The sequence below is a fragment of the Ruminococcus flavefaciens AE3010 genome (genome assembly GCF_000526795.1).
In the GTDB taxonomy this organism is placed as follows: domain Bacteria; phylum Bacillota; class Clostridia; order Oscillospirales; family Ruminococcaceae; genus Ruminococcus; species Ruminococcus flavefaciens_D.
Map to the genome: position 1 here is coordinate 3273890 of NZ_JAGT01000001.1, position 23891 is coordinate 3297780.

Sequence of the window (23891 nt, forward strand, 5' to 3'; positions counted from 1 at the left end):
GCAATGAATGAGTAGAATAAAAATGCAGCTGAAATTACTTCCGCAAAACTCAGAGGATAAACTGACAGCAGACGCCATAAATGAAGAGGCATTTCCCGAATGTGAAAGGAATTCCCTTGATGATATGTATGCTTCCGATACGGCTGATAAAATCGAAATACTGGGAATATATGATGACAATGCCATTGCGGGATTTTTCATAGTGCGCATAATCCGCCAATGTAATACGATAATTATCGGATTTATATTTAAAGATAATTATAAATATTGGTATTATAATTAAAGCCGATACGTAATGTATCGGCTTTATTCCTATTCGGTTTGGTTTGGTGTTTTTCCGCTAACGGAAGCGCCCTTGGCTGCCTTTTTCTTAGTTTTCTTCAATGAACATTCCTGTAAGCTTGGGGACATTGAAACGTGTGGTGAAAAGCTCGCACTTGCAGAGAAATTCATAGAATATATGCCTGCCCTGTCCAGACATGGATTCATAATTGCCCTGACCTTTGGCGAGTATCACGTCGGAATCATCAAGGACTTTTTTGGCATTGTCGGGCAGCATTTCACAGATAGTTCCTGCGATGGCTGTGCCGTTGGAAACTATCTCGGCAACAGCATCAAGCCCCACATATCGGGCGTCTTCGGCAGCTGCGTCGTTAAGAACGTCTCCGCCGCGCACCATAGCCGTAACAGTAAGCTGCGGAAATCTCTTTTTGAGCTGCTCAAGCATGAGCTTGTCAAGGACTATTTCTCCGCAGTTGTCACATATCAGAAGGAATGTTTTGGCATTTCTGCACTCTCGGAGAAATGCTTCGTAAGTTCTGACGTCATCTTTGCGCATTTTTGTATTGCTGAACAGCCCAAGGAACTCGTCACTGTCAATGCTGTTCATAGCTCCGAAGTCGATATAATTGCCTATACGCGACATTATCATTGCCTTTGCAAGAGGGTCTTCGGCGGAATTTATCTCGCGGCGAAGACGGTCCTCCATAGACAGCACAAGATCATTGTACTGCTTCTTTATGGCGCTGTAATCAGCGCTTTCACCGAAGTATTTCAGGTGTACCTTGTTGAAAAGATATACCATATACGGACTTGTATCGGTTTCTTTTCGGTTATCGAGAAGCCTTTTTATCTCAGCGAGATACTCTGCGTTATTCGTTTTATTCTTCTGGCGTTCGTACAGACATTCTGCGCAGCTTTCGGGTATCCTCATTTTCATAGAAACTCCACCTCTCCGCTTTCAAGGTGATAGATCGCACCGAGGACTTTAAGTCCGTATTCACGCTCGTCCTTTTGTATCTGCAGGCTGTGTTCAATGATCTGGCAGCTGTGCTTCACGTTGAGACAGCAAGCCCTGACCTCGTCCTTTTCATCGCCGATAGCTTTCACTATCTCGTCCGTGATGTACTTGATATAGCCGTCGGGTTCGTGGTTCATGGCAGCGTCAACAGCGCCGCAGTGGTCGTGACCGAGGACAACGATGAGTCCAGTGCCGAGGTGCTCCGCCGCGTACTCGATGCTGCCAAGCTGGTGGGAATCGATAACGTTTCCCGCAACTCTGATAACGAAAAGGTCGCCTATCCCTGCGGAGAATATGAGCTCGGGAACAACTCTCGAATCTGAACATGCAATGATTATGGCATAGGGCTGCTGACCGTTCTGACTGAATCGCAGCAGATTCTCAGACGAGACATCGCTGGTGAGTTCCCTGGAGCTTATGTATATCTTATTGCCTGCGATGAGCCTGTTTTGGGCTTCATCAGCGGTTATTCTGTATGACTGCATTGCTGTTACCTCACTTAAAAATATAGTTCACAGTATTTTCGTTCTTTCCATATTATATCATTTTTGCCCGGTATTGTAAATGCCTTTGAGGTGCGAATGCATAATTGGAGCTTATTGGCAAGGTGCCTGAGATGAAATAAAATCAGCCCCACCCGATATCGGGTGGGGCAAATATCATTCTTACGCCGCCGTTATAGGCGCATATCTCTTGGATGCAAGTATCTTATCCATTACAGCCTCGGGGGATATTTCACCGCCCATGACCATATCGAATACTGATGGTGTGTAGCCCGATACCAGTGCAGCTCCTGTTTCGGAGCGTGTTACAGGCATCGCGTCACATCTTGCATTTACGTTCCAGAATACTATCTCAGGCAGGTCGTAGCCGTACTGGTTGTAGAGCTTTCTCATTGCCTTGAACAGTACATCGTCATTGCCGCCCACAACGCAGTAGTCGAACTGCATATCCGAGATTATGTAGAGCTTCGAGGGCATATCTGCTGCTGAGACCTTGTTCTTTACAGCTGTACGGAGTATCAGCATGAACACAGCCTCAAGGTTTGTATTTGCCACCTCGTTGAAGGTGTCGCAGTAACGAACCTTCTCCACTATGTCCTTGCCCTTTATCTCTACGAGACGGGGCTTCTCGGAGAAAGTGATGAAGTGGTTCGCAAACTCGCCTCTATTGTGCTCTGCGAAGTATATTCCCAGAGACAGCGCTGCGTCTATAGGACGTATTCCTCCGCAGCCGCAGGTCATAGAGCCTGAGCCGTCTATAACAGCTATAGCATTCTCACGTCTTGAAGCTGTCAGGTCGGGCAGGGACTTCCATGCGGCGTCCAGTGACTTTCTCTCTGCTGCCGATATATTGCCTGTCAGTGCGGCTCTCACTATGTCGTAGGGGAACAGTCTGTCGGCATTGAGCTTTGCTGTGCCGTTGTGTACGTTATTCAGGTAGCCCGTATAACGCTCATTATCATTTCTGATAAAAGCGCGGCGGTACTTGAACATAGCGCATGAGGGCTGTACCTCATAGTCGAATGTGTAGTCACGCTCGCGGAGACGGTTCTCCAGTATGTCTGTGTATGCTCTCAGAGCGGACAGAGTACGTCTGTATGCAGGCTCGGTCATGCCAAGCAGTGCTGCCATACGTCTGCCCTTGTTTCGTGTATCCTTTGAGGACGCATTGACTGAGGGCAGCCACTTTGCAAGCAGGGAAGCCTGCCCCTTTGCATTCATAGCTGCCATATCCTTATCCAGCTGAGACTTTATCTCCTTGGCTGCTGCGTTCTCCAGAGGAGTATCCAGAAGTACGCACAGGTCGTCGAAACGGCCGTACTCAGCGAACAGAGGGATATTCTTCTCAACAGCCTTGGGAGCTGTCTTTACCAGTGCGGAAACTGCACAGCGGAAGAAACGTCTCTCACCCAGACCGCCTCTTGCGTCACGGGCGAAGAAGATTATCTTCATGGTCTTGTCGGGATCCTCGGCGTAAGCGCGTGTTACCACGTCAGCTATCTCCTGGGCTGTGAAATTTCTCATCGCACCTGCCTTGAAGAACATATCAAGGCAGAATGACTCGGTTGAACGGTAAGCAGTACCGCCGTTTTCGGTATATGTCATGTTGGACTCGTTCTTTAAGTAGTTAAGCATAGTTTCTCTCTCCTTTCAGCGGGGAACCCCCGCGGGTGTCCACGTTGACGCTCGCAAGCTCGCTCACGTCTTGTTTGCTCCAAAGTCTGCTTTCGCTTACGGAAAGTAAAATCAAACGGTAGTTTCAAGACAGCGTTTTTTACCATACGTTTCCGCAGGACAGGATTTGAACCTGTAATGACCAATTCCTTATGCTGTTGCTGACTTATTGCTTCTGAGTACTTTTCTGCTGTTGCAATGAGAGAAAGCAGACTAAGTCTTCAAATAATTGTTAGCGCGCGGAGCAAGCGTCAACGTGGCTTGCCAGCGCGGGCTCCGCGCCGCGGCTCTTTTTGTGTCACAGTGCTTACCTCCGTAGGGGCAGCCTCCTGCGTTAAGACAATAATGCTGTCAGAGCCGATATTAAGATTTTGAATACAAGACGCCGTATTACAATTTATCAATTCATAAAATTCCAAACGAATTGCTGTGTGCGTCTTAACAAGGTGCTTTTATGATACTACGTTAACAGCATAGTCATGAGTTCTGCTGTATGCACCTTAATGAAATGCAAGGCACTTTGTTATCGTGACAGGATAATGATGATTGCTGTTTGTGCCTTTGATCAATAAAAATATAATATCAAGACACCGTATGAATAATCCATTTTCATTAAAAATCTGCTGTAAGTGTCTTAAAAAAGTGCTGTAAGCGAAATGCAAGCTGCATTTTTGATGATAGTGAGCGAGTTTACGAGCCCCAACGTGGAAGGCGGCGCGGGCTCCGCGCTGTCTTAAAACTCGTCGCCGTGGGAGTCGAACCCGTTCTGAACGAACTGCCAATATTGCTGGAGGCGGCGAAATAAATTAACCCTTTACTACTCCGACGGTGAAGAGCTTCTTCACAGGCTCTGTAAGATCCTGCTGATTAGCCATTACATCGTTGATGTCCTTGTATGCAAAGCGAGCTTCCTCAGCTACATCATTCTTATTGTTCTTGGCAAGAACTACATTCTTTTCCTTCAGGTCTACCATTACGGACTCTACGGAGAATGTGTCCTTTGCTGCGGTTCTTGAGTAAGCTCTGCCTGCGCCGTGAGAAGATGACATGAAGCTGTCGGGATCGCCCTTGCCGCGTACTATGTAGCTGTAGGAGCCCATAGCGCCCGGGATAATGCCCATTTCACCCTCGCCTGCACGGATAGCACCCTTTCTGTGTACCCATACATTCTTGCCAAAGTGATTTTCAAGGGCTGCATAGTTGTGGTGGCAGTTTATCTCATCCGAGAATACAGGAGCTATGCCTGTGTGCTTCTCAATGTGCTTTGTGAATATATCCTTTATCTTGCCGAGCATGATAGCACGGTTCTCATAGGCGAAATCCATACAGAGCTGCATCCACGCAAGATAGCGCTTGCCCTCGTCTGTATCCACAGGCAGGAACGGTAAATTCCATTCATTGGGCACCTGTGAGAACCACTTGTCGTTGAGCCCGTGAGCTATCTTATTGAAGTACTGTCCCACGATATTGCCGAAGTGACGGCTGCCCGAATGGAGCATGATACCGCACATTCCGTCATCGTCCTGCTGGAGCTCGATGAAGTGGTTTCCGCCGCCGAGAGTACCTGCCTGAAAGTAGCCCTCCTCTATCTGAGGGATAAGCTCCTTGTCAGCCTCGTACTGTCCCATTTCAGCCTTTGCACGGTCGAGTACCTCAGATGCCTGAGCTGTCTTGTAATGCGCGAAGCCTGTGGGGATATTTCTCAGGATATCGCCGCAGATAGTCTGCACAAGGTTGCCGCTGCCTGTTACTGTTTCACGGAGAAGCGATACGGGGATATCGGTCTGGACATAAGCCATGCCGCAGCCTATATCAACTCCTACCGCATTTGGGATAACAACGTCCTCGCAGGCGATGACTCCGCCTATGGGCATACCCTTTCCTGCATGAGTATCGGGCATTAGTGCTATCCACTTGTGTGCGAATGGTAACTTCGCAAGGTGCTCCGCCTGTTCGATACACTTCTCGCCGACAGCTTCCATATCTGTCTGCCATATCTTTATGGGGAGCATATTTTCGTTCTTGTTGTAATGTACGAACATTTTCTTCACTTCTCTTTCCTTTAGCTTGACTTTAGTATACCACAGGAATTGGAAATAATCATATAAAAAAATCTGCGCACACTCCTTCGTCACTTGAAAATGACATATTTTTCTGTTAATATATAAATAAGGAAAGGGGAGTGGCTCAAATGGCAGGTTTTTCGGAGCTTATAAAGAATTTCGATAAAACAAGAGAATATGTTCGTGATTTCTTCATTTACGGCTGCAAGGTCAGAAGCGATTTCGACAAAAAGAGCGTCCGCACCTACGACGACGAGAAGAGGCGTGTAGAGAGCTGGATGCAGGACTATATGCGCTATGATGATTCTGCAAAGGGACGTCATGTATCCATTTCCGTTGACAGCGGTCATATTTCCGAAAATCCGCTGTATAACGCATATTACTCCAAGAGCTTCACCGATAACGATATAAAGCTGCATTTTCTTCTTATTGATATATTGCAGGACGGCAGGAGCCGCACTCTCAGGGAGCTGACCGATACTCTGAACAGCGAATACGAGCAGCTGTTTGATGACCAGACTGTGAGAAACAAGCTAAAGGAATATACCGATGAGGGGATAGTTGCAGCCGAAAAGCAGGGCAAGACCATGTATTACTCCCTTGCCGCTTTATGTGCAGATGATCTCATAAAGATGTACAGGGGACTTGATGACGCTTTGAAGTTCTTTTCGGAAGCTCCCGATCTGGGAGTTATCGGCAACAGCATAATGAAAGCTGTCGGCATCAAAAATGACCTGTTCCACATAAAGCATAATTACATGATACACTCCCTTGAGGACATACTCGTCCCCGATATACTGGCGGCTATCGATGATAAGTGCAGTATCACTGTGAAGAAATTCTCATGGAAGAAAGACGACGAGTTTTCCGAAGAGGAGATAATCCCCATGCAGATACTCGTTTCCGTGCAGACGGGCAGGCGCTATATAGCGGCATATGTGCCGAGACGGCGCAGGTTCGTCACTTTCAGGCTTGACAGGATAAAACAGATAAAGAGGGAGTCCGTCTGCGCTGACTATGACAGGCTCAGAGAGCGCTATGACGTGAATATACAGCGCTGCTTCGGAGTTTCATTCGGAGACCGTCATGAAGTGGGCGCAGTAAGCGCCATTAAGATAACCTTTACTGTTGACGAGAGGAACGAAAGCTTCATCATAGACCGTTTAGAGCGTGAGAAGCGCTGTGCCGTTCTTGAAAAGACAGGGGAGGGGCTCTATACTCTGACTGCCGATGTATTTGACCCCAACGAGCTGATGCACTGGGCAAAGACCTTTATCGGGCGGATAGTTTCCATAGAGGGCGGAACAGAGAAGATACGCAGGCGTTTCTACAGCGATATCCGCAGAATGTACCGAATGTACGGAGGTATTGAAGATGAACATATTCAGTGAGATATATGGCACATATTTCCGTATAGCTGCGAGGCTTCTTGAAAATGAGGTCACGGACGAAAAGACAGTCCGTGAAATTGTAATGCGTGATGGCTTCCGCGATTCTGTGCTGTTCCTGCCTCAGAAGCTCATACCCAGCGGAGAGGACTGTGGACTATTCAGACGGGGCGTCGATAATATGCTCAGGCGCATAACAAAAAAATCACCTGTGAAGGTGCTGACAAAGCTGCAAAAAATGTGGCTGAAAGCCAAGCTCTCCGACCCGAGGATAAGGCTTTTCCTTGAGGACGATGTCATAGAGGGCTTAATGGAGGAGCTTGCAGATGTAAAGCCCCTGTACCGTCATGAGCATTTCAGGCTCACGGACAGACATGCAGACCATGACGACTATTCCGACGAGAAATATATCGCAATTTTCCGTACAGCTCTTGACGCTGTGAAGAAGCGTAAAATAGTGGATATATCTTTCACATCAGCTCACGGAAAGCATGTCAGCGGCAGGTTTGTAATGCTTAAAATTGAGTTTTCGCCCAAGAACGGAAAGTTCCGAGCGTACTGCTATCGGCTCGGCAATGATAAGATAAAGAACAGCGGTCTTATAAATATCGGCAGGATAGATACGATAACCGATACGGGGCGAGTGTTCCGTACTCCTGTGTCTATGGACGATTATTTCAGCAGCCGAAAGTGCAGCACTCCTGCGGTCATAAGGGTGACTAACGAGAGAAACGGCGTGGAGCGCTTCATGCTGGAATTTGCTCCCTACGAGAAGCATACTGTCCGCGACCTTGAAACAGGGCAATATACCGTTGAGCTTTGGTACGACGAACAGGACGAGACAGAGGTGCTCATAATGCTGCTCAGCTTCGGACCTGTCATAGAGATACTCGGTCCCGAGAAGCTGCGTGAGCAGGCGAAAGAACGCTTGATGCGGCAGTATGAACTGCTTTGGAAAAACGAACAAGGTTAAACAAAAATGCCGCAGCACAAGTCTGCGGCATTATATATAGAGAGGGGTGAGGTAAACTTAATTCTGTGGGGCTGCAGCCTCGTCAAGTGTTACTGTGACCTTGTCTTCTGCGCCGTTTCTGACATAGGTGAGCTCGATAGTCTCGCCAGCCTTATGCTCATTCTTCTTAGCGGTAAGCTCTTCAAATGAGGCAACGTCCTCGTCATTGATCTTGGTAATGATATCGCCCGCCTGTAAGCCTGCTTTTTCAGCTGCGCTGTCTTCTGCTACTGCTGTAACGTATACGCCCACAGGGATATCATACATTCTTGAGATATTCTCGGTAATATCCTGACAGCTGATACCCAGCTGCGGCTTGCCTGTTACGTAGCCGTATTCCATTATATCCTCAACTATCCTTGACGCTTCGTTTGAAGGGATAGCAAAGCCGATTCCCTCAATGCTTGCCTCGGAATATGATGCTGACATCTTTGAGGAGTTGATACCTATCACCTGACCGTACTTGTTGATGAGAGGTCCGCCTGAGTTGCCTGAGTTTATGGCTGCGTCAGTCTGGATAAGAGTCATTGACTTTTCGTTTATGGTGATCTGGCGGTTAAGTCCCGATACGATACCGCTTGTTACAGTGTTCATAAGGTCGAAACCGAGAGGATTGCCTATTGCGATAACGTTCTGACCGAGGCTGAGCTCATCGCTGTTGCCGAATTCGGCTGCAACAAGATCCTTGGCGTTTATTTTAAGTACTGCAAGGTCATAGTCTGTGTCATATCCGATGACCTCTGCATCATAGCGGTCCTCTTCATTTACGATGACTGATATGTTGTTTGCCAGACCTGCATTATACTCTGTATCATAGATAACATGGGCATTTGTTACTATATAGCCGTCAGTTGTTATGACAACGCCTGTGCCTGTAGCAGTTGCCGAAGAGGTCTGAGGCTGCTGAGCCTGACCGAATCCGCCGAAGTTAAAGTAACCGCCGCCGCTGCTCTGTGAGGTCATTGTGAATGTGGACTCGATACCGACAACTGAGGGGAGCACCTTTTCAACTACTTCCTCTGTGGTAAGCTCGCCGCTGTTAGAGTCTGCGGGAGCGATATAGCTCACGTTCTTGGCTGTAACAGAAGTTTCGGAAGCTGTTTCAGCTGATTCTGATGTATCGATATCAACTGTTGATATGCCGTTGTCTGTTCCGAATTCGTAATGGTAGATACCGATTGAACCTCCTGATACAAGGACCATTGCCATGATCGACGCTGCTATCTTAGCACTCATGCGTCTTTTTATTTTATTGGACACATTGCTGTCTGTTGAAAAACAGGTGTATTCACTGTACTTGTTATCCGTGCCGTTTGTCTCATTGTTTTCGTTTCTGCCGTTTACTGTGTATTTGTACTCGTTTCTCATAATATTCACTATTCCTTTCGGGATGTTTATTTTCGCTTTCTTTCGGGAGCCTTTCCCGCTGCTGTGATTATATTATATTTCCTCTGTGTGAAATAAATATGCAGTTAATATAGAATATTATGGGAATTTAAGTGTTGCTTTTTTCACATTCATAAAAGCTTTGTGAATAAATGATGTGGTCTTGCAAGTGCTTTCTTCACAGTTCAAACACTTTTGAAGAAAACGAAAACTATACACAGTAAACTATCTTATAATAATACGGCATCAAACCATTGGTTTTTCTTAACTTTTACAGTGACTTCATCATAATATACGCAAGATTCTGCTTTCCTCTGTCGCCGCGCCTGTAGGAATAATATTCCTTATGGCAGCAGGTGCAGCAGTTAATAGCAGTTATGTTTTGGGAGCTTATTCCCTCTGCTGCCGCTTTCAGGCGTATAGCCGACCGCAGGCTGAGATGCAGACTTTCACCTTGCAGCTCAAATATGCTTTCAAGCTCCTTTGGAGCAAAGGCTTTGGCGTACTCAGCACGGACTTCCTCGCCGACTTCATAGCAGTCCGCGCAGATATGCGGACCTATCGTTACCTGTATTTCGGACGGTACTGCCCCAAGCTCTTTCATACGCTCTATTGCGTTATGTAGGAGAACTCCTGCCGCAGACTTCCGACCGCAGTGAAGAAGTCCCGCGACCTCCGCCCTGTTATCAATAAGATATACAGGTACGCAGTCGGCAGCGATAATGCTCAGGACAATGCCTTTTTCAGCAGTGACAAGTCCGTCAACCTTTTTGAAGTCGCTGTCCTTTATAACTCCCGAGCCGACCTGTTCCGAGGTGACTGTTTCCACCCTGTCACCGCCTGCCTGATATGGACGGAGAAAGCGTGACAGCTGTATCCCAAGCTTTTCGCTCAGGCGCACGTAGTCGCTTGTGGGCGGATCAAGAGGCGCGTTTCTCGACCATATGCCTTCATTGCCTGAGGTGAAGCCTGCGAGCGTGAAGCCGTTGTCAATTATCACTGTTTCCGTCATAATTGCTCCATAAGGTAATTGAGAAGTCCCTTGCAGCCCTCCTCAATGTCGGCGTAGGCTTTGCCAAAATCACGGCTGTACCACGGGTCGGAAACGTCGTCGCCCCGACCTGCAAAGGTGAGGAGCTTGTATATCTTCCCGTCCTTGTCGCTGCCGAAAATGCGGTTCATATTGCGGATATTGGCAGTGTCCGTTCCGATGAAATAGTCGTACTTTTCGTAATCGGACTTCCTCAGCTGGACAGCAGTCTTGCCGCTACAGCCGATACCGTGCTTTGCAAGCTCGGAGCGTGCAGGCGGATACACGGGATTGCCCAGCTCCTCCGTGCTGGTGGCGCTGGAAGCAATGTAAAACTCGTCGGCATAGCCTGCGTCTGATACCAGCTTTTTCATTACAAATTCAGCCATTGGCGAGCGGCAGATATTGCCGTGGCAAACAAACATAACTTTTATCATACGTTTTTTTCCTCTCTGATTTGCTCAGTATTGCCGTATTTTGCGCGGTAAATCGCGGCTTATTTTTCCTACTGCCAATTTGGCAGAACGGGGCGAAAACTACAAAACGCGGCAAGTTTTAGCAAATTGCGGACATCGTTAGTAGTAAAAATGGTAGTAAACACAGGGTGTTTTACTACTAAGGATTTCGAGCCGATTTCTATACATAAAATCAGTTAATTTAAATTATTCTCTTTCCTCCAAAGGCGTGAATAGTACGCGTTCCCTTAGTAACCCGACCGTGATGCGGAGTACCTTTCGGAATCAATAATTCATCGCCTGAATGAAGAATATGCTCTTCGTCATTAAATATCTCTACATATTCACCTGACACACAGAACACATATTCATCAAATTCATGTATGTTTTCTTTGGATTCTCTATCTGAATAATAAGTCCAGAAGCAAATCTGACTGCCATCTTTTCCTTCATAATAATATCCGTCAATATCAGGTGTGTTTTGCTGACTACTATCAATATGGTTCAATTGGTTTTTCATAAATAGCGGAAAGTCTTTCATAAAACGCCTCCTGAAGAATCATATCTCGCTCATTTTCGTGTCTTTTTATTATACCATAATCCTTCCAATTCATCAAGTCAGAACGGGCTAAAAACAGCTTGCAATAAAGTTGAAAGGAAAAACGGTGCGTGGTATAATAAAAACAAAGAAAATTTTCTGATATTCTAAGACATTTGCTTATAAAAACTCGTCTAATAAGTGAAAGGCAATTATTAATAGTGTCTCGTACATACGCAAGCTTAAAGTTTGCTGCGTGCGTATCGGCAGATAGCAAACGCTAAAGAATTTTGACGTTTGCTATAGTCTTTCCGGAAAGGAGCCGTTCAATGGATAATGGTGCAAGTAGCTACAGCCGTTATCTTGCCGGAGATGATTCAGCGCTGGGAGACATTGTCCGTGAATACAAGGACGGTCTCACCATCTATCTGAATAGTTTTACCAATAATATACATGATGCCGAGGAGCTCATGGAGGAGACCTTTTTCAAGCTGGCTTACAAAAAGCCGAAATACTCCGGGAAAAGCTCCTTTAAGACATGGGTGTACTCAATAGGAAGGAATCTTGCTATAGACTATCTAAGGCGCATGAAGAAAAAAGGAGATACCTCCCTTGACGAGTGCTCAGAGCTCGCTTCGGGGCAGGATATCGAGGAAAACTATATTAAAGAGGAACAGAAGCTGATGATACACAGGGCGCTGAAAAAACTGCGGAGCCAGTACAGTCAGGCGATATGCCTTACATATATCGAGGGCTTCAGCAATTCGGAAGCAGCGTCTATAATGCATAAGAGCAGCCGGCAGATGACAAATTTACTATATCAGGCAAAAAAAGCTCTCCGTGATGAGCTGGAAAAGGAGGGGATAGAGTATGCGGGAATGGGATGAGATCACTCGTGATCTGCTCAGACGAAGAGATGAGAAGATCGCTCTGAAAAAAGCAAAGATGCGCATTGTAAAAAGGACAGCGCTTTCTGCTGTGTGCCTTTGTGCTGCGGTCACAGCAGGCATAGGCGCATGGAAATTTGCTCCCGAACGTTCAAAGCCGACAAATGAGTTCGATGAACCCACATCAGTCAGCAGCGAACAGCTTGAAGTCACCTCAGCTCCCACAGTCAGCAGTATAGCTGCGGGCACACAGCCAAGCAGTGATACCGTCACGGCTGTTTCTGCGAAAAAAAACAACATCTCCCCTAAGTACTCAGACCACAGTTTCTGTTTCTGCACAGCAGACGACTTGGGCGGGCACCTCAGCTTTCACACAAAAGCCTGATAAGATCGTTACAACTGATATTGATGTGGACCACGATGAACCGAATGCTTTTTATGAAAGGAACATTACTATGAGGAAGTTTTTAATTGCTTTGGCAGCGTCTTCAACAATGGCAAATCCTATAATTGCAAATGCTTCGCCTATAGTTCGCTTTGATGCGAAAGAGGATTATATGTATTCCAATTTAAATCATTACTCCCAGATCGAATCTGGCGAGCTTGATCCCGACTTTAACGGCGACGGAAAATTCGATATATTTGATGCCCGTGACGCATATGCTGCAGTAAGTCCTGAGATGGACACCATATACAATTATTATCTGCTCAATAACGGTATCATTCCCGAGGATTTCGATGCTTATAAGTATAAGGACGAGAACGGCAGGGTATCAGATGAATCATGGCGCTTTATTGATTGGTGCGCAAGTAAGCCGCAGCCGAATTTAAAATACGATTATGCCGTAAAATATGACCGCGAGAATAACATCAGCCTCGACTTCAATGAGGACGGCGTTGTGGATTACAAGGACTGCCTTGATTACTGGGTATTCGATGAATATCTGGTAGGTTATGTTGTATGGAACCTTGACTTTGACATAAGAGATGAATTCGCTGAGAAATACGGCGTTGATCCACAGAACAGAGGCTGGGCGATAGAACACAGACTTGATTCCATACTTGGAACGGTGTCCGAGGATATTGGCTTCTGCATGTCTTCCGATATGTTCTATCAGGATTTCCCCATGAAGGAGTCCACACTGAAAAACTGCGCTCAGTATTTCAGAGAGCACAGATACATCGGTCATGATTTCGACGCAGGCTCAGTCATTGTCACCAAGGAGATCATAAACAACTATGATTTCACCGAGGAATGGCTCGATCCCGATAAATGCTATGAGTACCTCATCTCAAATGCCGATGAAAAATATCTTGATGATATACGCTTCAGAGAGTGCGTGGCTTGTATTTCGGGACATGATGAAACCTTTACCAATTCAAAGGGTGAGTTCTTCTCAAGAGAGAAGTATGAGTATGACTATATGGGCGAGGCAAGAGTTGACGCTATCGAAGCAGGTCTTGTAAAGTATGAGGACTACTGCGATATACTCAGCTGGCACAGCAATAACCAGAATTATATGGCAGCTACCTATCCCGATTACGAAAAGGCTGTTCAGGAGGGCAGGATCTCTGCACCTGATATGAACGATGACGGCAAGCTCGATGACATGGATATGGAGATTCTTTCAGCCTGCTACAGGGTCATCACTGTCAAGGAGTACAATATAGACCAGATCGTAAATGTTGTAAAGAGATGGTATGATCCGATGATGTTCTCCAGAGCAAATAACGGCAGATACAATGAGAACATGAACAGACCCGACTGGAAGCCCGACGGAAACGCCATCTATGCCCTTGACTGCAACGAAAACGGCATTGCCTGCGATGATTATGATGTTCTGTTTGCGGGAATATACATCTCCAAGTACGGCAGCGTTGATTTTGACCTGTACAATGAATTCTTTGCATCAGAGCTTTACACTCAGTTCGAGAACAGAGACTGGAGATATTACGACCGTGATTCGGGCTTCTTCCGCGATATGCCATACGGAGTATACTACGATTACATAGTATCACTGGGCGATCTTCTGTTTGATATGGATAAGGCTAATAATCAGGAGCCGAAGGCTCCGAAAGCAGCTCCCTACAGAACAGGCGACGCTACAGCTGACGGTGAAGTGAATATGGGCGACGTAGTCCTGATAATGCAGTCCCTCTGCAATCCAAATAAGTACGGTCTGTCCATAAGAGGCGAATTCAATGCTGACGTAAACAATACCAATGACGGCATTACCAATATGGACGCTCTGACAGTTCAGAAAAGGCTTCTGAACCTATGCTGACCGAATTTTATAATAAAAGGGCAATAAGACTTGCCTTATTGCCCTTTTTCTGCTGCACGACTTTTTTTCATGATATGAATTTTGTTAATACTTAGTATATTGACAAAAGCGTTTCCTTGGTATATAATATCAATAATATTTTGATATATGGGGGGATAATATGCCGCATTCATCTGGGGGAGGCTCCCACGGAGGGGGTTCACACGGAGGTCACGGAGGCCATGGAGGTCATGGAGGTGCAAGCGGTCCGAGGATAAGCAGGTCGCACTTTGCAGGCGCAAGACGTTTTTCCTACCACAACAGACACGGTCAGCAGCGCTACTTCTATGCCGACAATAAATTTGATCCCAAGTTCAAGCCGCTGAGACTGCTGTTAGCGGTCGTGTACCTGCCGTTCCTGTTCTTTGCCTTTATGATGCTGAAGGATGCTCTGCATATACTTCCGAAGAATTACGACCACAGCATTATCATTGAAGACGAAGCGGGGGTCATAAACAACAGGGACACGCTCTATAAGGAGCTGAAGCTTTTTATGGACAAGACAGGTATAGCTCCCTCGGTAGTAACGGTACATAACGAGACATGGAGCGATAATTATTATGATCTTGAGCGCTATGCCTATGACAGGTATCTTCAGGAATTCAGTGACGAGATGCACTGGCTGATAGTTTATTCGGAGCCTGCCGAGCCTGATCCGATCTTCAACGACTGGTACTGGGAGGGAATGCAGGGGGATTATACCGATCCTGTTCTGACTACTGAAAATACAAGCAGGTTCAATTCAAAACTGCAGTCCCTACTGTGTGAAGGCAATAACTTTGGAATTTCCGCAGAGATGGCTTTTCGGGATCTTACCGATAATTTTTCACGTTCGATAAACGTGGAGGATCTTTTCACTGCCATCTTCATCCTTGGTTTTATCAGCTTCCACGCATATTTCACGCTGGGACTTAACCTGATAAAATACAGAAATGCAGTCCCTGCGCCCGAAACTTCCGGCACACAGACTTATTCGGGCACAGCTCCTGCGAACCAGCCTATCGCATACGACTACGGAAAAAGCAGCTATTCTCAGCCTTACAGTCAGACTCCGACCAAACGCATGGATAAAAACGATATGGAGGACCTGTTTAAAACTGCAAAGCAAATGGAGCAGAAAGGCTCATTCAATGAAAAGATCGAATGTCCATACTGCGGCATCACATACTCGTCCAAGTTCACGCGATGTCCAAGCTGCAATGCGCGGAGAAGCATGGATACATTGCGATAGTCCGCTGACGGCGCTGTATGCTCTGCGTTTTTGGCAAAAAGTCAATACATAAATAAAAGATGTAGGAGCAAACGCTTCTACATCTTTTTCTTATAGTCAGAATACTGAACGGCAATACGGTTTTCGGGGTGAGTGTCAAATGTGTAAAGGAATAAGATGAACAGCCATTCAAGGGGCTTCATTATACCAAACGAAATATTATTTGTCAATATAAAATTATCGAAAAATCAATAATTTATTTCTGTAATACAGAAATGCGGTTCGCGCATTGACAAGGTGGCTGCCGAAAAGACAAAGCCGGTCATGGGAGCATATTATACATTATTTTTATAGGAGAAATCTTATTTCAAACTGTATATAATGTGCTTCTTCTCAATAGCAAATATATACAATTGGTAATGCGAATAATTGTTCAAGACTACAAAATCAGGCTATTTTGGTACGATGTTTATAAATTGTACATCAAATTTGTTGAATTTTGTGGTATTATATAACCAAGAAGTAATAGGCTCATTATTTCATAAAGGCGGTGACAAGTATGATGAGAAAAAAAGGCTTTACCCTGATAGAACTGATAGTAGTTCTTGCAATAATCGGAATACTTGGAGCTATGCTGCTGCCTTCCGCATATGGTTATATAAACCTTGCAAGGAAAAAGGCTACAGTCGCAAATGCAAGAACTATATATATGTCAGCAATGCTTGCACTTGAAGACGAAGATGCTTTTGAGTCGTTTTATACTCCTCAGAGCACATGGACAGCTTATGAATCAACTTCTGACGGCTGTGTTCTGAACACTACTACCGAATACAACGGCGTATCAAGTACCTATTCCGAAAAAATAACAAACCTGAAGCGCCCTCTTGCTCAGGAAGGCAATTATCGTTTCACTGTAGTTGCACGAGTTGACGGTCATAACCACGAGACAGGAAGCAACTGGAGCAATCCAAGAGATATTACTCATGTTTTCGTAACATGGAACTACTCAGACAAGAGATATGAGAGATTCGTAAAGGAAATGTGTGCTGACCTTGATATGAAACTTGGAGTGCAGAAAGGCAATGATTTCCAGGTGAAAATGCCTTACACCAAGCGCGAGGACGGCGGAAGCCTGCCGCTGGTACGCTGGCTCATATGTTATCGTCTTGATGATCCGTCTCAGGTAGAGATATGGGCAGGGGACGGTTATAAGGCTGAAAACGGCCCTGCATACCGTGTTTACCCCAATCCTGCACCTAATTATACATCATGAATGTAATAAATAAGTGAAAAAACGCAGTGAACACTCCCGAAAAGTCGAGAGCGTTCAGAACATTATGAGAGTATAGTAACGGGGATACAGAATATACCATGAATTAATAAAAATAATGCTGTTAGAAATTCACCTTAAAACGGGGGAGGAAAGAAGTATGAAAAAAAAGCAGCTGCTCTCAGCAATATCCGCAGCAGCAATGCTGTTATCCTCTGTGGGCTGTTCATTGCCGGGAAAGAAAAACAAGGGGCAGGAGATACAGAAGTTCACAGGCTTTTACTGCGCACGAAAGAGTACAAACCTTGAAGAGGACAACGAGATCAGACAGATCATAGCCGAGAAAACAGGATACATACTTTACGAGGAGTGGCTCCGGGATCAGGCTGATATCGACAAGATAATCAGCGACATGATGATATCGGGAAAGTATCCTGATTTTATTTCCCCTGACGGGCCCAACTGTCAGCGCCTTATCAGGCAGAAGGCTTTTATCCCTCTTGACAATTACTGGGACAAGTACCCAAATCTGAAAGCGCTTTATTCAGACGCTCAGTGGGATACCTTACGTGCTGAGGACGGTCATATTTATTTTATACCGCTGTTTTCAGCTGTCAATCAGCAGGTCACAGGCAACGTCCATGACGGCGAGGCGTTCTGGATACAGGTAAAGGTCCTCGAGTGGGCAAATTACCCAGAGCTGAAAACTCTTGATGACTACTTTGACCTTATTGAGGATTATATTGCTGCCAATCCTGTTGACGAGAACGGAGAGCCGTATATAGGCTATGAGATAGAGGCTACAGAGGTCCGTATGTTTGCTCTGGACAATCCGCCCATGTTCCTTGACGGCTATCCCAACGACGGCTGCTGTTACGTTGATCCCGACACCCTTGAAGCAAAGGACTACAATCTTCTGCCTACAGCAAAGAAGTGGTTCAAGAAGCTGAATGAGGAGTATCACAAGGGCATTATAGATCAGGAGTGCTTTGTTATGGACGACGCCGCATACTATGATAAGCTGGCAACAGGCAGAGTTCTTGGCATGGTAGATCAGCACTGGAACTTCGGAAGCTCGGAGCGTCAGCTGCCCGCAGAGTGTACGTATATCCCCATAGGTATCACTATCGATGAAGATACAGTGGAGCATTACCGTGACAATCCTGCATTCAACGCTTCAACAGGCGTGGGAGTAAGCGTAAGCTGTTCCGACCCCGACGGCGCAGTGGAGTTCATGAGCAAGCTCATCGAACCCGAGATACTAAATCTCCGTTTCTGGGGAGTTGAGGGCGTAGACTATTTCATCAATGATGACGGATATTTTGACCAGACCGAGGAGCAGTACAACAACTGGCGCGACGATGACTATTCCCTCAAGCATAAGTGCATGTACAGCTATATGCCTCATTACGGCGGAATGGCTCCCGACGGAGTCAATGCGTACACAGCCGAAAACCAGCCTAATATATTCCACGATCATCTGGCACCTTCGATCAAGAAGTGCTTTGACGCTTACGGCAAGCAGACATACAGAGACTTCCTGAATACTCCCGCGGAGAACCCTGCATGGTATCCTATGTGGTCATTTGAGGGAGCCGCCACCGATGCAACAGAGTATGGCAAGGTCTCAAAGAAGATCAACGAAATAAAGCTCAACTATATGCCGCTTCTGGTAATGAGCAATGATTTCGAGAAGTCGTGGGAGGAGTACAATACTGCATACAACGCGGTCGAGCCGCAGATATACTTTGACGCCCTGACAGCCGAGGTGCGAAGAAGATGCAGCATTATCAACGGCTCATAATAAAAATCCGCTCATACGAGCGGATTTTTTAATGTATTCAGCTTTTGGAAATGCTTTGTGCTTTGATCTCGCTGCCGCCCCATTCAACGACTGTGAAGCCCTTTCTCTCAAAGGTCTCAAGCTGCTGCGGCTGGATATCCACGGCTTCTTCAAGTGGAACATATGCCATGAATACGCGGAGCAGGCTGTCAGGGTTCGGAGTGATGTTAAGCTTTGCGGAATCTGTATACACATCGCCCTGGAACGAAATGAGATTATACGCATTATGCTCCATCAGCGGCAGCCAGTACACGATGAACTCATTCATTTCTTCCTCGGTAAGTCCCATATATGTGAGCTTTTCCTTTAGGAAGCTCTCGGTGTCTTTTCCTGCAACGCAGAAGCCCTGAGTGAAGTCGAATCTTGTACGGCAGTTCACAGCGTCCCAGAACAGGTACTTGTGATGTGTACCGTCAGCCTTGTTGAGAAGTGAGCCGTCGGGAGAAGCTGTAACGTTCCAGCCGTTGTTATACCTCGGATATGTCGTTGATAGGTCGGCTTCTGTGAGCTCCAGCTCCACATGGACATCGGTCTCCTCTTCGGGATAGAGGTAGATCACAGGCTTTTTTGCAACAAGTTCAAAATAGATCGTTGAGGTTTTGCCGTCATCTGTGAATACCTTTATCCAGCCATATTGACCGTTGTATTCCGTAAACAGCCAATCATTGTTGTTGTCCTGAGTGCCTTTTTCGATAAGACGCGTATCCGCAGGAATGGTAGCGAGGACTTCATAGCTTTCATCAGGCCCTGAATAAAGCTTCAGACTGTTCTCCTTAACAAAGAATGGAGTGCCGAACTCAAAAAGCTCATCGGGCTCGACATAAGAACTATTATTGCCTTTATCCAGCATCTCTCTCAGCTTTGTTAGTACACTTGGAAATCTGTCAGAGGATGCCTGTTTCTGAGAGCCGTCTGCATTGTTAAGTGTCACCTTGAAATCTATTTCACTTGGTCTGGGTGGTGCTGTTTCAACTTCAAGGTAGTTGTTATAAGCTTCAGACATGATCTCACGATATTCCTGTTCCGAAATCTGGATGCTTTTAGACTTAGGTTCCTGATCATATGTCAGATCCTGATAAGACAGAAAATAATTTTCGCCTTCACTGTACACTTTATATATGAGCATTGCTCCTACAACGCCGCCTGATTCTTGGATGCTGACCTCAACAGGCAGATTTATTGATCTCAGAAGTGCCTTTCTCATAAGGACAAGGTCAAATATGTCGAGTTTGTTGTCGCGGCAGAAGTCCACAGCTTTCAAGTCAGAGAGCTTCACTGAGGCTGAACCCAGCAGCCACTTCTGCATGGTGACAATATCTGCCACACTGACAGAACCGTCCCCGTTGGCGTCACCGCTGGGATTCCACTTCATTCTGCAAGCTAGTTCAACGCTGTTTGAGCTTTCGGATATTACTTCAAACGTAAGGGAGTCATACCCGCCTGATCTGCTGTCTGTGTGGAAAGAATAGCTGCATGACTTTTCGTATACATAAGCCGACTTCAATGTGCAGGGGTTAGAACTGATATCAAATATCTCGCTTGTGGAAGGTGTTCCTGAGGTGCATTTCAGAAGGTATGTATTGTCCTCGGGAATGTCTGTCAGCTCTCCTGTATCTGCGTCGTAAAAGGTTATCTTGGTTGATTTCTTGGAGTTGCTGTTCTTTTTCAGCCTGAACACAACGTCAGCGGTGCCATTATCGTATTTTTTTACGGTCATATAGTCCTCGGGGACGATAGTTCCGTTGTGGAAGCCTGCTTTTCCGTCTTCTGTATCGGGCAGGGAATATCCCAAAGGCAGGTCGCTGCTGCTTAATCCGAATGAGAAATTGTAGCCCTCAAAGAAGCTGCCTAAACGTACAACAGCAGGATTCTGTTTGAAGCCGCTTGGCTGCATATTAAGGAATACCTCGCCGTCGGGAGTGCTTTGGCTTATATCTGTCCATATGGTGGGCATTGCACCGTCTTCAAGGGTTAGGAGCTCCCCTGTGTCATAGTCGGCAAGGGTGACACGCATATCTCCCGAAAGCAGTATGTTCTGTCCGCCGTTTATAACTGCGCAGTCAGCAACAAGAGGCTTTTTATCTTCGTAATCATCGGAAAAAACTTCTCCGAAATAGTAAGAAATCTTGTCATAGCCGTCCTTGACAGCCTTGTATACATAGATAGTGTTGACCTGCCCGCCGTCAAGAGGAACAGAAGTCAGGGGAGTACAGCTGCTTGTGGTTTCAAGCTTGAAGCATTCCGTCCCCTTATCTTTCTGAGTCCAGTCATAGGCAGTGCCTGCGTTATGAGACAGGCAGAACACAACATAATTATCCTTTACGGATAAATGGGAGTTTTTCTCTGCATAATCCCAGTATTCCTTTTCGCAGTCAGGCAGCCAGCTGTAGATATCGGTCTCGGTGATATTGAGCTCCTTATCGACGGTAAATGTGTATTCTGCAACGGTGGGAGGTTCCCAGTTGTCACCTGTTTCCTTTTCCGATGGCTTCACCTGTACATGAGGATCAACAAGCTTCAGTGTGAGGTCGCCCTGTACCTGGGGCTGATATACGAACACTTCAAAACAGGTCTCGGTATTATCGCTCAGGTAAATGTCATGCTTTAATATCTGTCTGCTGTTCCCATCAGTACGCAGTTCATAGCCATAAGTGTCGCTGCTTTTTCCTTTTTCTGCACGATTTGGATAAACGATGCAGATCAGACCATTCTGGATATGCACAGCTCCGTATGTATTTCGGAATTCAAGTGCAGACTCAGGGTCTGTTGGTACCCATTCGGGAAGCGATACTGCTGCGCCTTTTTCTTCCGCGTATACATTCGTTGGTGAAAAAACGTTCACGTTATCTGCGGAAAAAGGAATGATTGCTGTTGAAGCTGCTATAACGGCAGCTGCCAGTTTCTTTAACATATAATGTCACCCGCCCTCTCAGAATTTACAGCATTTGCTGTTTGCTTTCATTATATAATGATTTTTTTTGTAAAAGCAAGACAGAAAATGCTTTTTTCGGAATAAATTTCCTTATACATATTAACGGATAAGGCGGGCATGATGTGCGGCTGAAATCGTAAACTTTCTGTGAACATATTTCTCTCGGCATAAGTGATCCTGCTGTTGCTTTTTCTGCTCATGTGATGTATAATTGATATATATAAATACAAAATACTGCTTCGGAGGTAATATACTATGAAATTATCATTTGAAAAAGGCTTTTTCGCACCCCTTCCTGTGCTTATCATCGGTACGTACAACGCAAACGGCACTCCCAATGCCATGAATGCAGCATGGGGCGGTCAGGTGGGTATGAGCCAGATATCCCTGAGCCTTTCAGCTTCCCACAAGACCACTGAAAATATCAAACGCAGCAGAGAGTTCACAGTGGCTTATGCTGCGGCAGAGCAGATAGAAGCCTGCGACTATGTGGGCATCGTATCGGGAAACAATGAGGAGAACAAGCTGGAAAAGTGCGGATTTACCGTTACAAAGTCCGACAAGGTCAACGCTCCTGTCATAGATCAGCTGCCTGTAACTATCGAGTGCAGGGTAATAGATATACAGGAGGAGTTCGGCGAGACCAGAGTAGTCGCAGAGGTAGTGGGACTTAAAGCCGACGAGAATGTGCTCACCGACGGCAAGGTGGACTACAGCAAGGCGGGACTTGTTATATATGACACAGCCACAAAATGCTACAGAAAGGTGGGGGACAGCGTAGCTGCCGCCAGAAGCGCAGGGAAGAAGTTCCGGTGAGCTCTGACGGGATAAATATTTCAGAATTGTAATATACGGTAATATTAAAAGACGGACAACAGCACTGTTATATGATATACTATGATCACAGAAGCAAACAGCTTACTAATAACACAAAAGGAGTTTTTACAATGAAAGAGAATACAAAACAGCTCACAATGGACTTTATCGAGAACAGAGACACTATCAAGAAGACTTTCAAGTTTGAAAGCTCATACATCTATCCCGTTGCAGCAAATATATTCTGCGCCGCAGATGTTAAGGCTGACGGGGACAAGCTTGCAGAGTGCAAGAAGATCATCAAGAAGAATGCAGGCTTTGCGTCCTATCTCAAGGGCGTTGTAATAGCACCCTTTACAGCTAAGCTCTGTGTGGCTGCTGACCCTGAGGCTCAGTTTGAAAAGGTAATGGCTATGTACGGCATACTCAAAAACCACTTCAGGAGATCCGAGTATCTTGCTCTGCTTGCAACTCTCCTTGCCGAGAGGACCACAGCAGAGGAGGCTGACAGGATAGCCGCAAGAGGACGTGCTCTCTACGATATGATGAAGAAAGAGCACCCTATACTCACTTCAAGTGAGGACAACGTAATGGCAGGCTTTATGGCATTTTCGGAAAAGAGCGACGCTCAGCTCATTGATGATGCCGAGAAGTGCTATGACCTGCTGAAAAAGAAGTTCTCAGACAAGAACGCTGTTCAGACAGTATCCCATATACTTGCAATGACGGACGGAACTCCCGAGGCAAAGGTGGGCAGACTGTTCGGAATGTTCGATATGTTCGCTGCAGCAGGAAGAAAATACGGCAAGCACTATGAGCTTCCCATGCTTGCGGCTATATCCGTTATCGAAGCCGACGAAAAGGAGCTTATTGACACTGTTATCGAAATAGACGAAATGCTCAGCGGTCAGAAAGGCTACGGCGCACTGAGCCTTGACAAGAAGACAAGACTTATGCACGCTGCTATGCTGGCAGCTGACCTGTATGAGGATAACGATAACGCTCAGGCAGCTGTATCTGCTTCTGCACTTGCTGTTATCGCAGCACAGGAGGCTGCAATGACGGCTGCTATCGTTGCTGCGTCAGTGGCTGCAAACAGTACCAACTAACGTAAAGGACGGCGTAAGCCGTCCTTTTCTTTGGGTATTGTAAATAGCTTTTCATTATGCTATAATTTGTATAGCATTAAAAAGAGCAGGTGATCCTATGACAGATCGTCCGGCAGTTGCGGCGGAGTTTCTTGCCGAAAGGATTTTTGGA

Annotated in this window: 21 protein-coding genes; 11 read left to right on the forward strand and 10 right to left on the reverse strand. The window is 46.0% G+C overall.

Going from position 1 to position 23891, the window contains the following annotated elements:
- Positions 1–7: 7 nt before the first annotated feature.
- Entirely contained in the window at positions 8–283 is a 276-nt protein-coding gene (locus tag N774_RS0114470; protein WP_155250412.1) for a hypothetical protein, read from the forward strand.
- An 87-nt stretch (positions 284–370) separates the two neighbouring features.
- On the opposite strand, the gene N774_RS0114475 is transcribed toward N774_RS0114470, so the two are convergent.
- The 4 genes from N774_RS0114475 to N774_RS0114490 all read right to left on the reverse strand — a co-directional run bounded on the left by N774_RS0114475 (position 371) and on the right by N774_RS0114490 (position 5519).
- Positions 371–1219, reverse strand: coding sequence for a damage-control phosphatase ARMT1 family protein (locus tag N774_RS0114475; RefSeq protein ID WP_024861919.1), 849 nt, complete (start codon positions 1217–1219; stop codon positions 371–373).
- Positions 1216–1785 (reverse strand): carbonic anhydrase, encoded by a 570-nt coding sequence (locus tag N774_RS0114480; protein ID WP_024861920.1) that lies wholly within the window; start codon positions 1783–1785, stop codon positions 1216–1218. The genes N774_RS0114475 and N774_RS0114480 overlap by 4 nt, the downstream gene beginning before the upstream one ends.
- Before the next feature lie 180 nt (positions 1786–1965).
- The gene (locus tag N774_RS0114485; RefSeq protein ID WP_024861921.1) at positions 1966–3438 is read right to left on the reverse strand and encodes a DUF2828 family protein; all 1473 of its coding nucleotides are present in this window, start codon (positions 3436–3438) and stop codon (positions 1966–1968) included.
- An 845-nt stretch (positions 3439–4283) separates the two neighbouring features.
- Complete coding sequence (locus N774_RS0114490; RefSeq protein ID WP_024861922.1) at positions 4284–5519, reverse strand: RtcB family protein; 1236 nt, start codon at positions 5517–5519, stop codon at positions 4284–4286.
- A gap of 149 nt (positions 5520–5668) precedes the next feature.
- Between N774_RS0114490 and N774_RS0114495 the strand changes: the two genes are divergently transcribed.
- Complete coding sequence (locus N774_RS0114495) at positions 5669–6931, forward strand: helix-turn-helix transcriptional regulator (RefSeq protein WP_024861923.1); 1263 nt, start codon at positions 5669–5671, stop codon at positions 6929–6931.
- Entirely contained in the window at positions 6915–7901 is a 987-nt protein-coding gene (locus N774_RS0114500; RefSeq protein ID WP_024861924.1) for a WYL domain-containing protein, read from the forward strand. Before N774_RS0114495 ends, N774_RS0114500 begins: the two co-directional genes overlap by 17 nt.
- 57 nt (positions 7902–7958) lie before the next feature.
- Here N774_RS0114500 and N774_RS0114505 read toward each other — a convergent pair whose 3' ends face one another.
- The 4 genes from N774_RS0114505 to N774_RS0114520 form a co-directional block, all read right to left on the reverse strand.
- On the reverse strand, positions 7959–9308 hold the full coding sequence (locus tag N774_RS0114505; RefSeq protein ID WP_024861925.1) for a S1C family serine protease: 1350 nt from the start codon (positions 9306–9308) through the stop codon (positions 7959–7961).
- 289 nt (positions 9309–9597) lie between these two features.
- A complete protein-coding gene (locus tag N774_RS0114510) occupies positions 9598–10338 on the reverse strand; it encodes a polyphenol oxidase family protein (RefSeq protein ID WP_024861926.1) in 741 nt (246 codons plus the stop codon).
- Entirely contained in the window at positions 10335–10793 is a 459-nt protein-coding gene (locus N774_RS0114515) for a low molecular weight protein-tyrosine-phosphatase (protein WP_024861927.1), read from the reverse strand. The genes N774_RS0114510 and N774_RS0114515 overlap by 4 nt, the downstream gene beginning before the upstream one ends.
- A 220-nt stretch (positions 10794–11013) precedes the next feature.
- Entirely contained in the window at positions 11014–11352 is a 339-nt protein-coding gene (locus N774_RS0114520; protein WP_024861928.1) for a cupin domain-containing protein, read from the reverse strand.
- 326 nt (positions 11353–11678) lie between these two features.
- On the opposite strand from N774_RS0114520, the gene N774_RS0114525 reads away from it, so the two are divergent.
- From N774_RS0114525 to N774_RS17600, 4 genes are all read left to right on the forward strand, one after another.
- Positions 11679–12236 (forward strand): RNA polymerase sigma factor, encoded by a 558-nt coding sequence (locus N774_RS0114525; protein WP_024861929.1) that lies wholly within the window; start codon positions 11679–11681, stop codon positions 12234–12236.
- A complete protein-coding gene (locus N774_RS0114530; RefSeq protein WP_024861930.1) occupies positions 12220–12621 on the forward strand; it encodes a hypothetical protein in 402 nt (133 codons plus the stop codon). The genes N774_RS0114525 and N774_RS0114530 overlap by 17 nt, the downstream gene beginning before the upstream one ends.
- A gap of 70 nt (positions 12622–12691) precedes the next feature.
- The gene (locus tag N774_RS0114535; protein ID WP_155250413.1) at positions 12692–14521 is read left to right on the forward strand and encodes a hypothetical protein; all 1830 of its coding nucleotides are present in this window, start codon (positions 12692–12694) and stop codon (positions 14519–14521) included.
- A gap of 160 nt (positions 14522–14681) precedes the next feature.
- Complete coding sequence (locus tag N774_RS17600; protein ID WP_024861932.1) at positions 14682–15791, forward strand: hypothetical protein; 1110 nt, start codon at positions 14682–14684, stop codon at positions 15789–15791.
- Positions 15792–15868: 77 nt separating this feature from the next.
- On the opposite strand, the gene N774_RS20015 is transcribed toward N774_RS17600, so the two are convergent.
- Positions 15869–16000: a DUF6688 family protein gene (locus tag N774_RS20015; protein WP_278245161.1), complete on the reverse strand. Its 132-nt coding sequence runs from the start codon at positions 15998–16000 to the stop codon at positions 15869–15871.
- A gap of 329 nt (positions 16001–16329) precedes the next feature.
- Here N774_RS20015 and N774_RS18445 point away from each other — a divergent pair, with 329 nt between their 5' ends.
- Both N774_RS18445 and N774_RS0114550 read left to right on the forward strand, forming a co-directional pair.
- A complete protein-coding gene (locus tag N774_RS18445; RefSeq protein WP_051463405.1) occupies positions 16330–17043 on the forward strand; it encodes a prepilin-type N-terminal cleavage/methylation domain-containing protein in 714 nt (237 codons plus the stop codon).
- A 157-nt stretch (positions 17044–17200) separates the two neighbouring features.
- Positions 17201–18844 carry a sugar ABC transporter substrate-binding protein gene (locus tag N774_RS0114550; protein ID WP_024861934.1) on the forward strand — a complete coding sequence of 548 codons (1644 nt, stop codon included), beginning with the start codon at positions 17201–17203 and terminating at the stop codon, positions 18842–18844.
- A gap of 37 nt (positions 18845–18881) precedes the next feature.
- Here N774_RS0114550 and N774_RS18975 read toward each other — a convergent pair whose 3' ends face one another.
- Positions 18882–21794, reverse strand: coding sequence for a dockerin type I domain-containing protein (locus tag N774_RS18975; RefSeq protein ID WP_024861935.1), 2913 nt, complete (start codon positions 21792–21794; stop codon positions 18882–18884).
- A 276-nt stretch (positions 21795–22070) separates the two neighbouring features.
- Here N774_RS18975 and N774_RS0114560 point away from each other — a divergent pair, with 276 nt between their 5' ends.
- Positions 22071–22631, forward strand: coding sequence for a flavin reductase family protein (locus tag N774_RS0114560; protein WP_024861936.1), 561 nt, complete (start codon positions 22071–22073; stop codon positions 22629–22631).
- Positions 22632–22762: 131 nt separating this feature from the next.
- Positions 22763–23740 carry a DUF4003 family protein gene (locus N774_RS0114565; RefSeq protein ID WP_024861937.1) on the forward strand — a complete coding sequence of 326 codons (978 nt, stop codon included), beginning with the start codon at positions 22763–22765 and terminating at the stop codon, positions 23738–23740.
- Positions 23741–23891 lie beyond the last annotated feature (151 nt).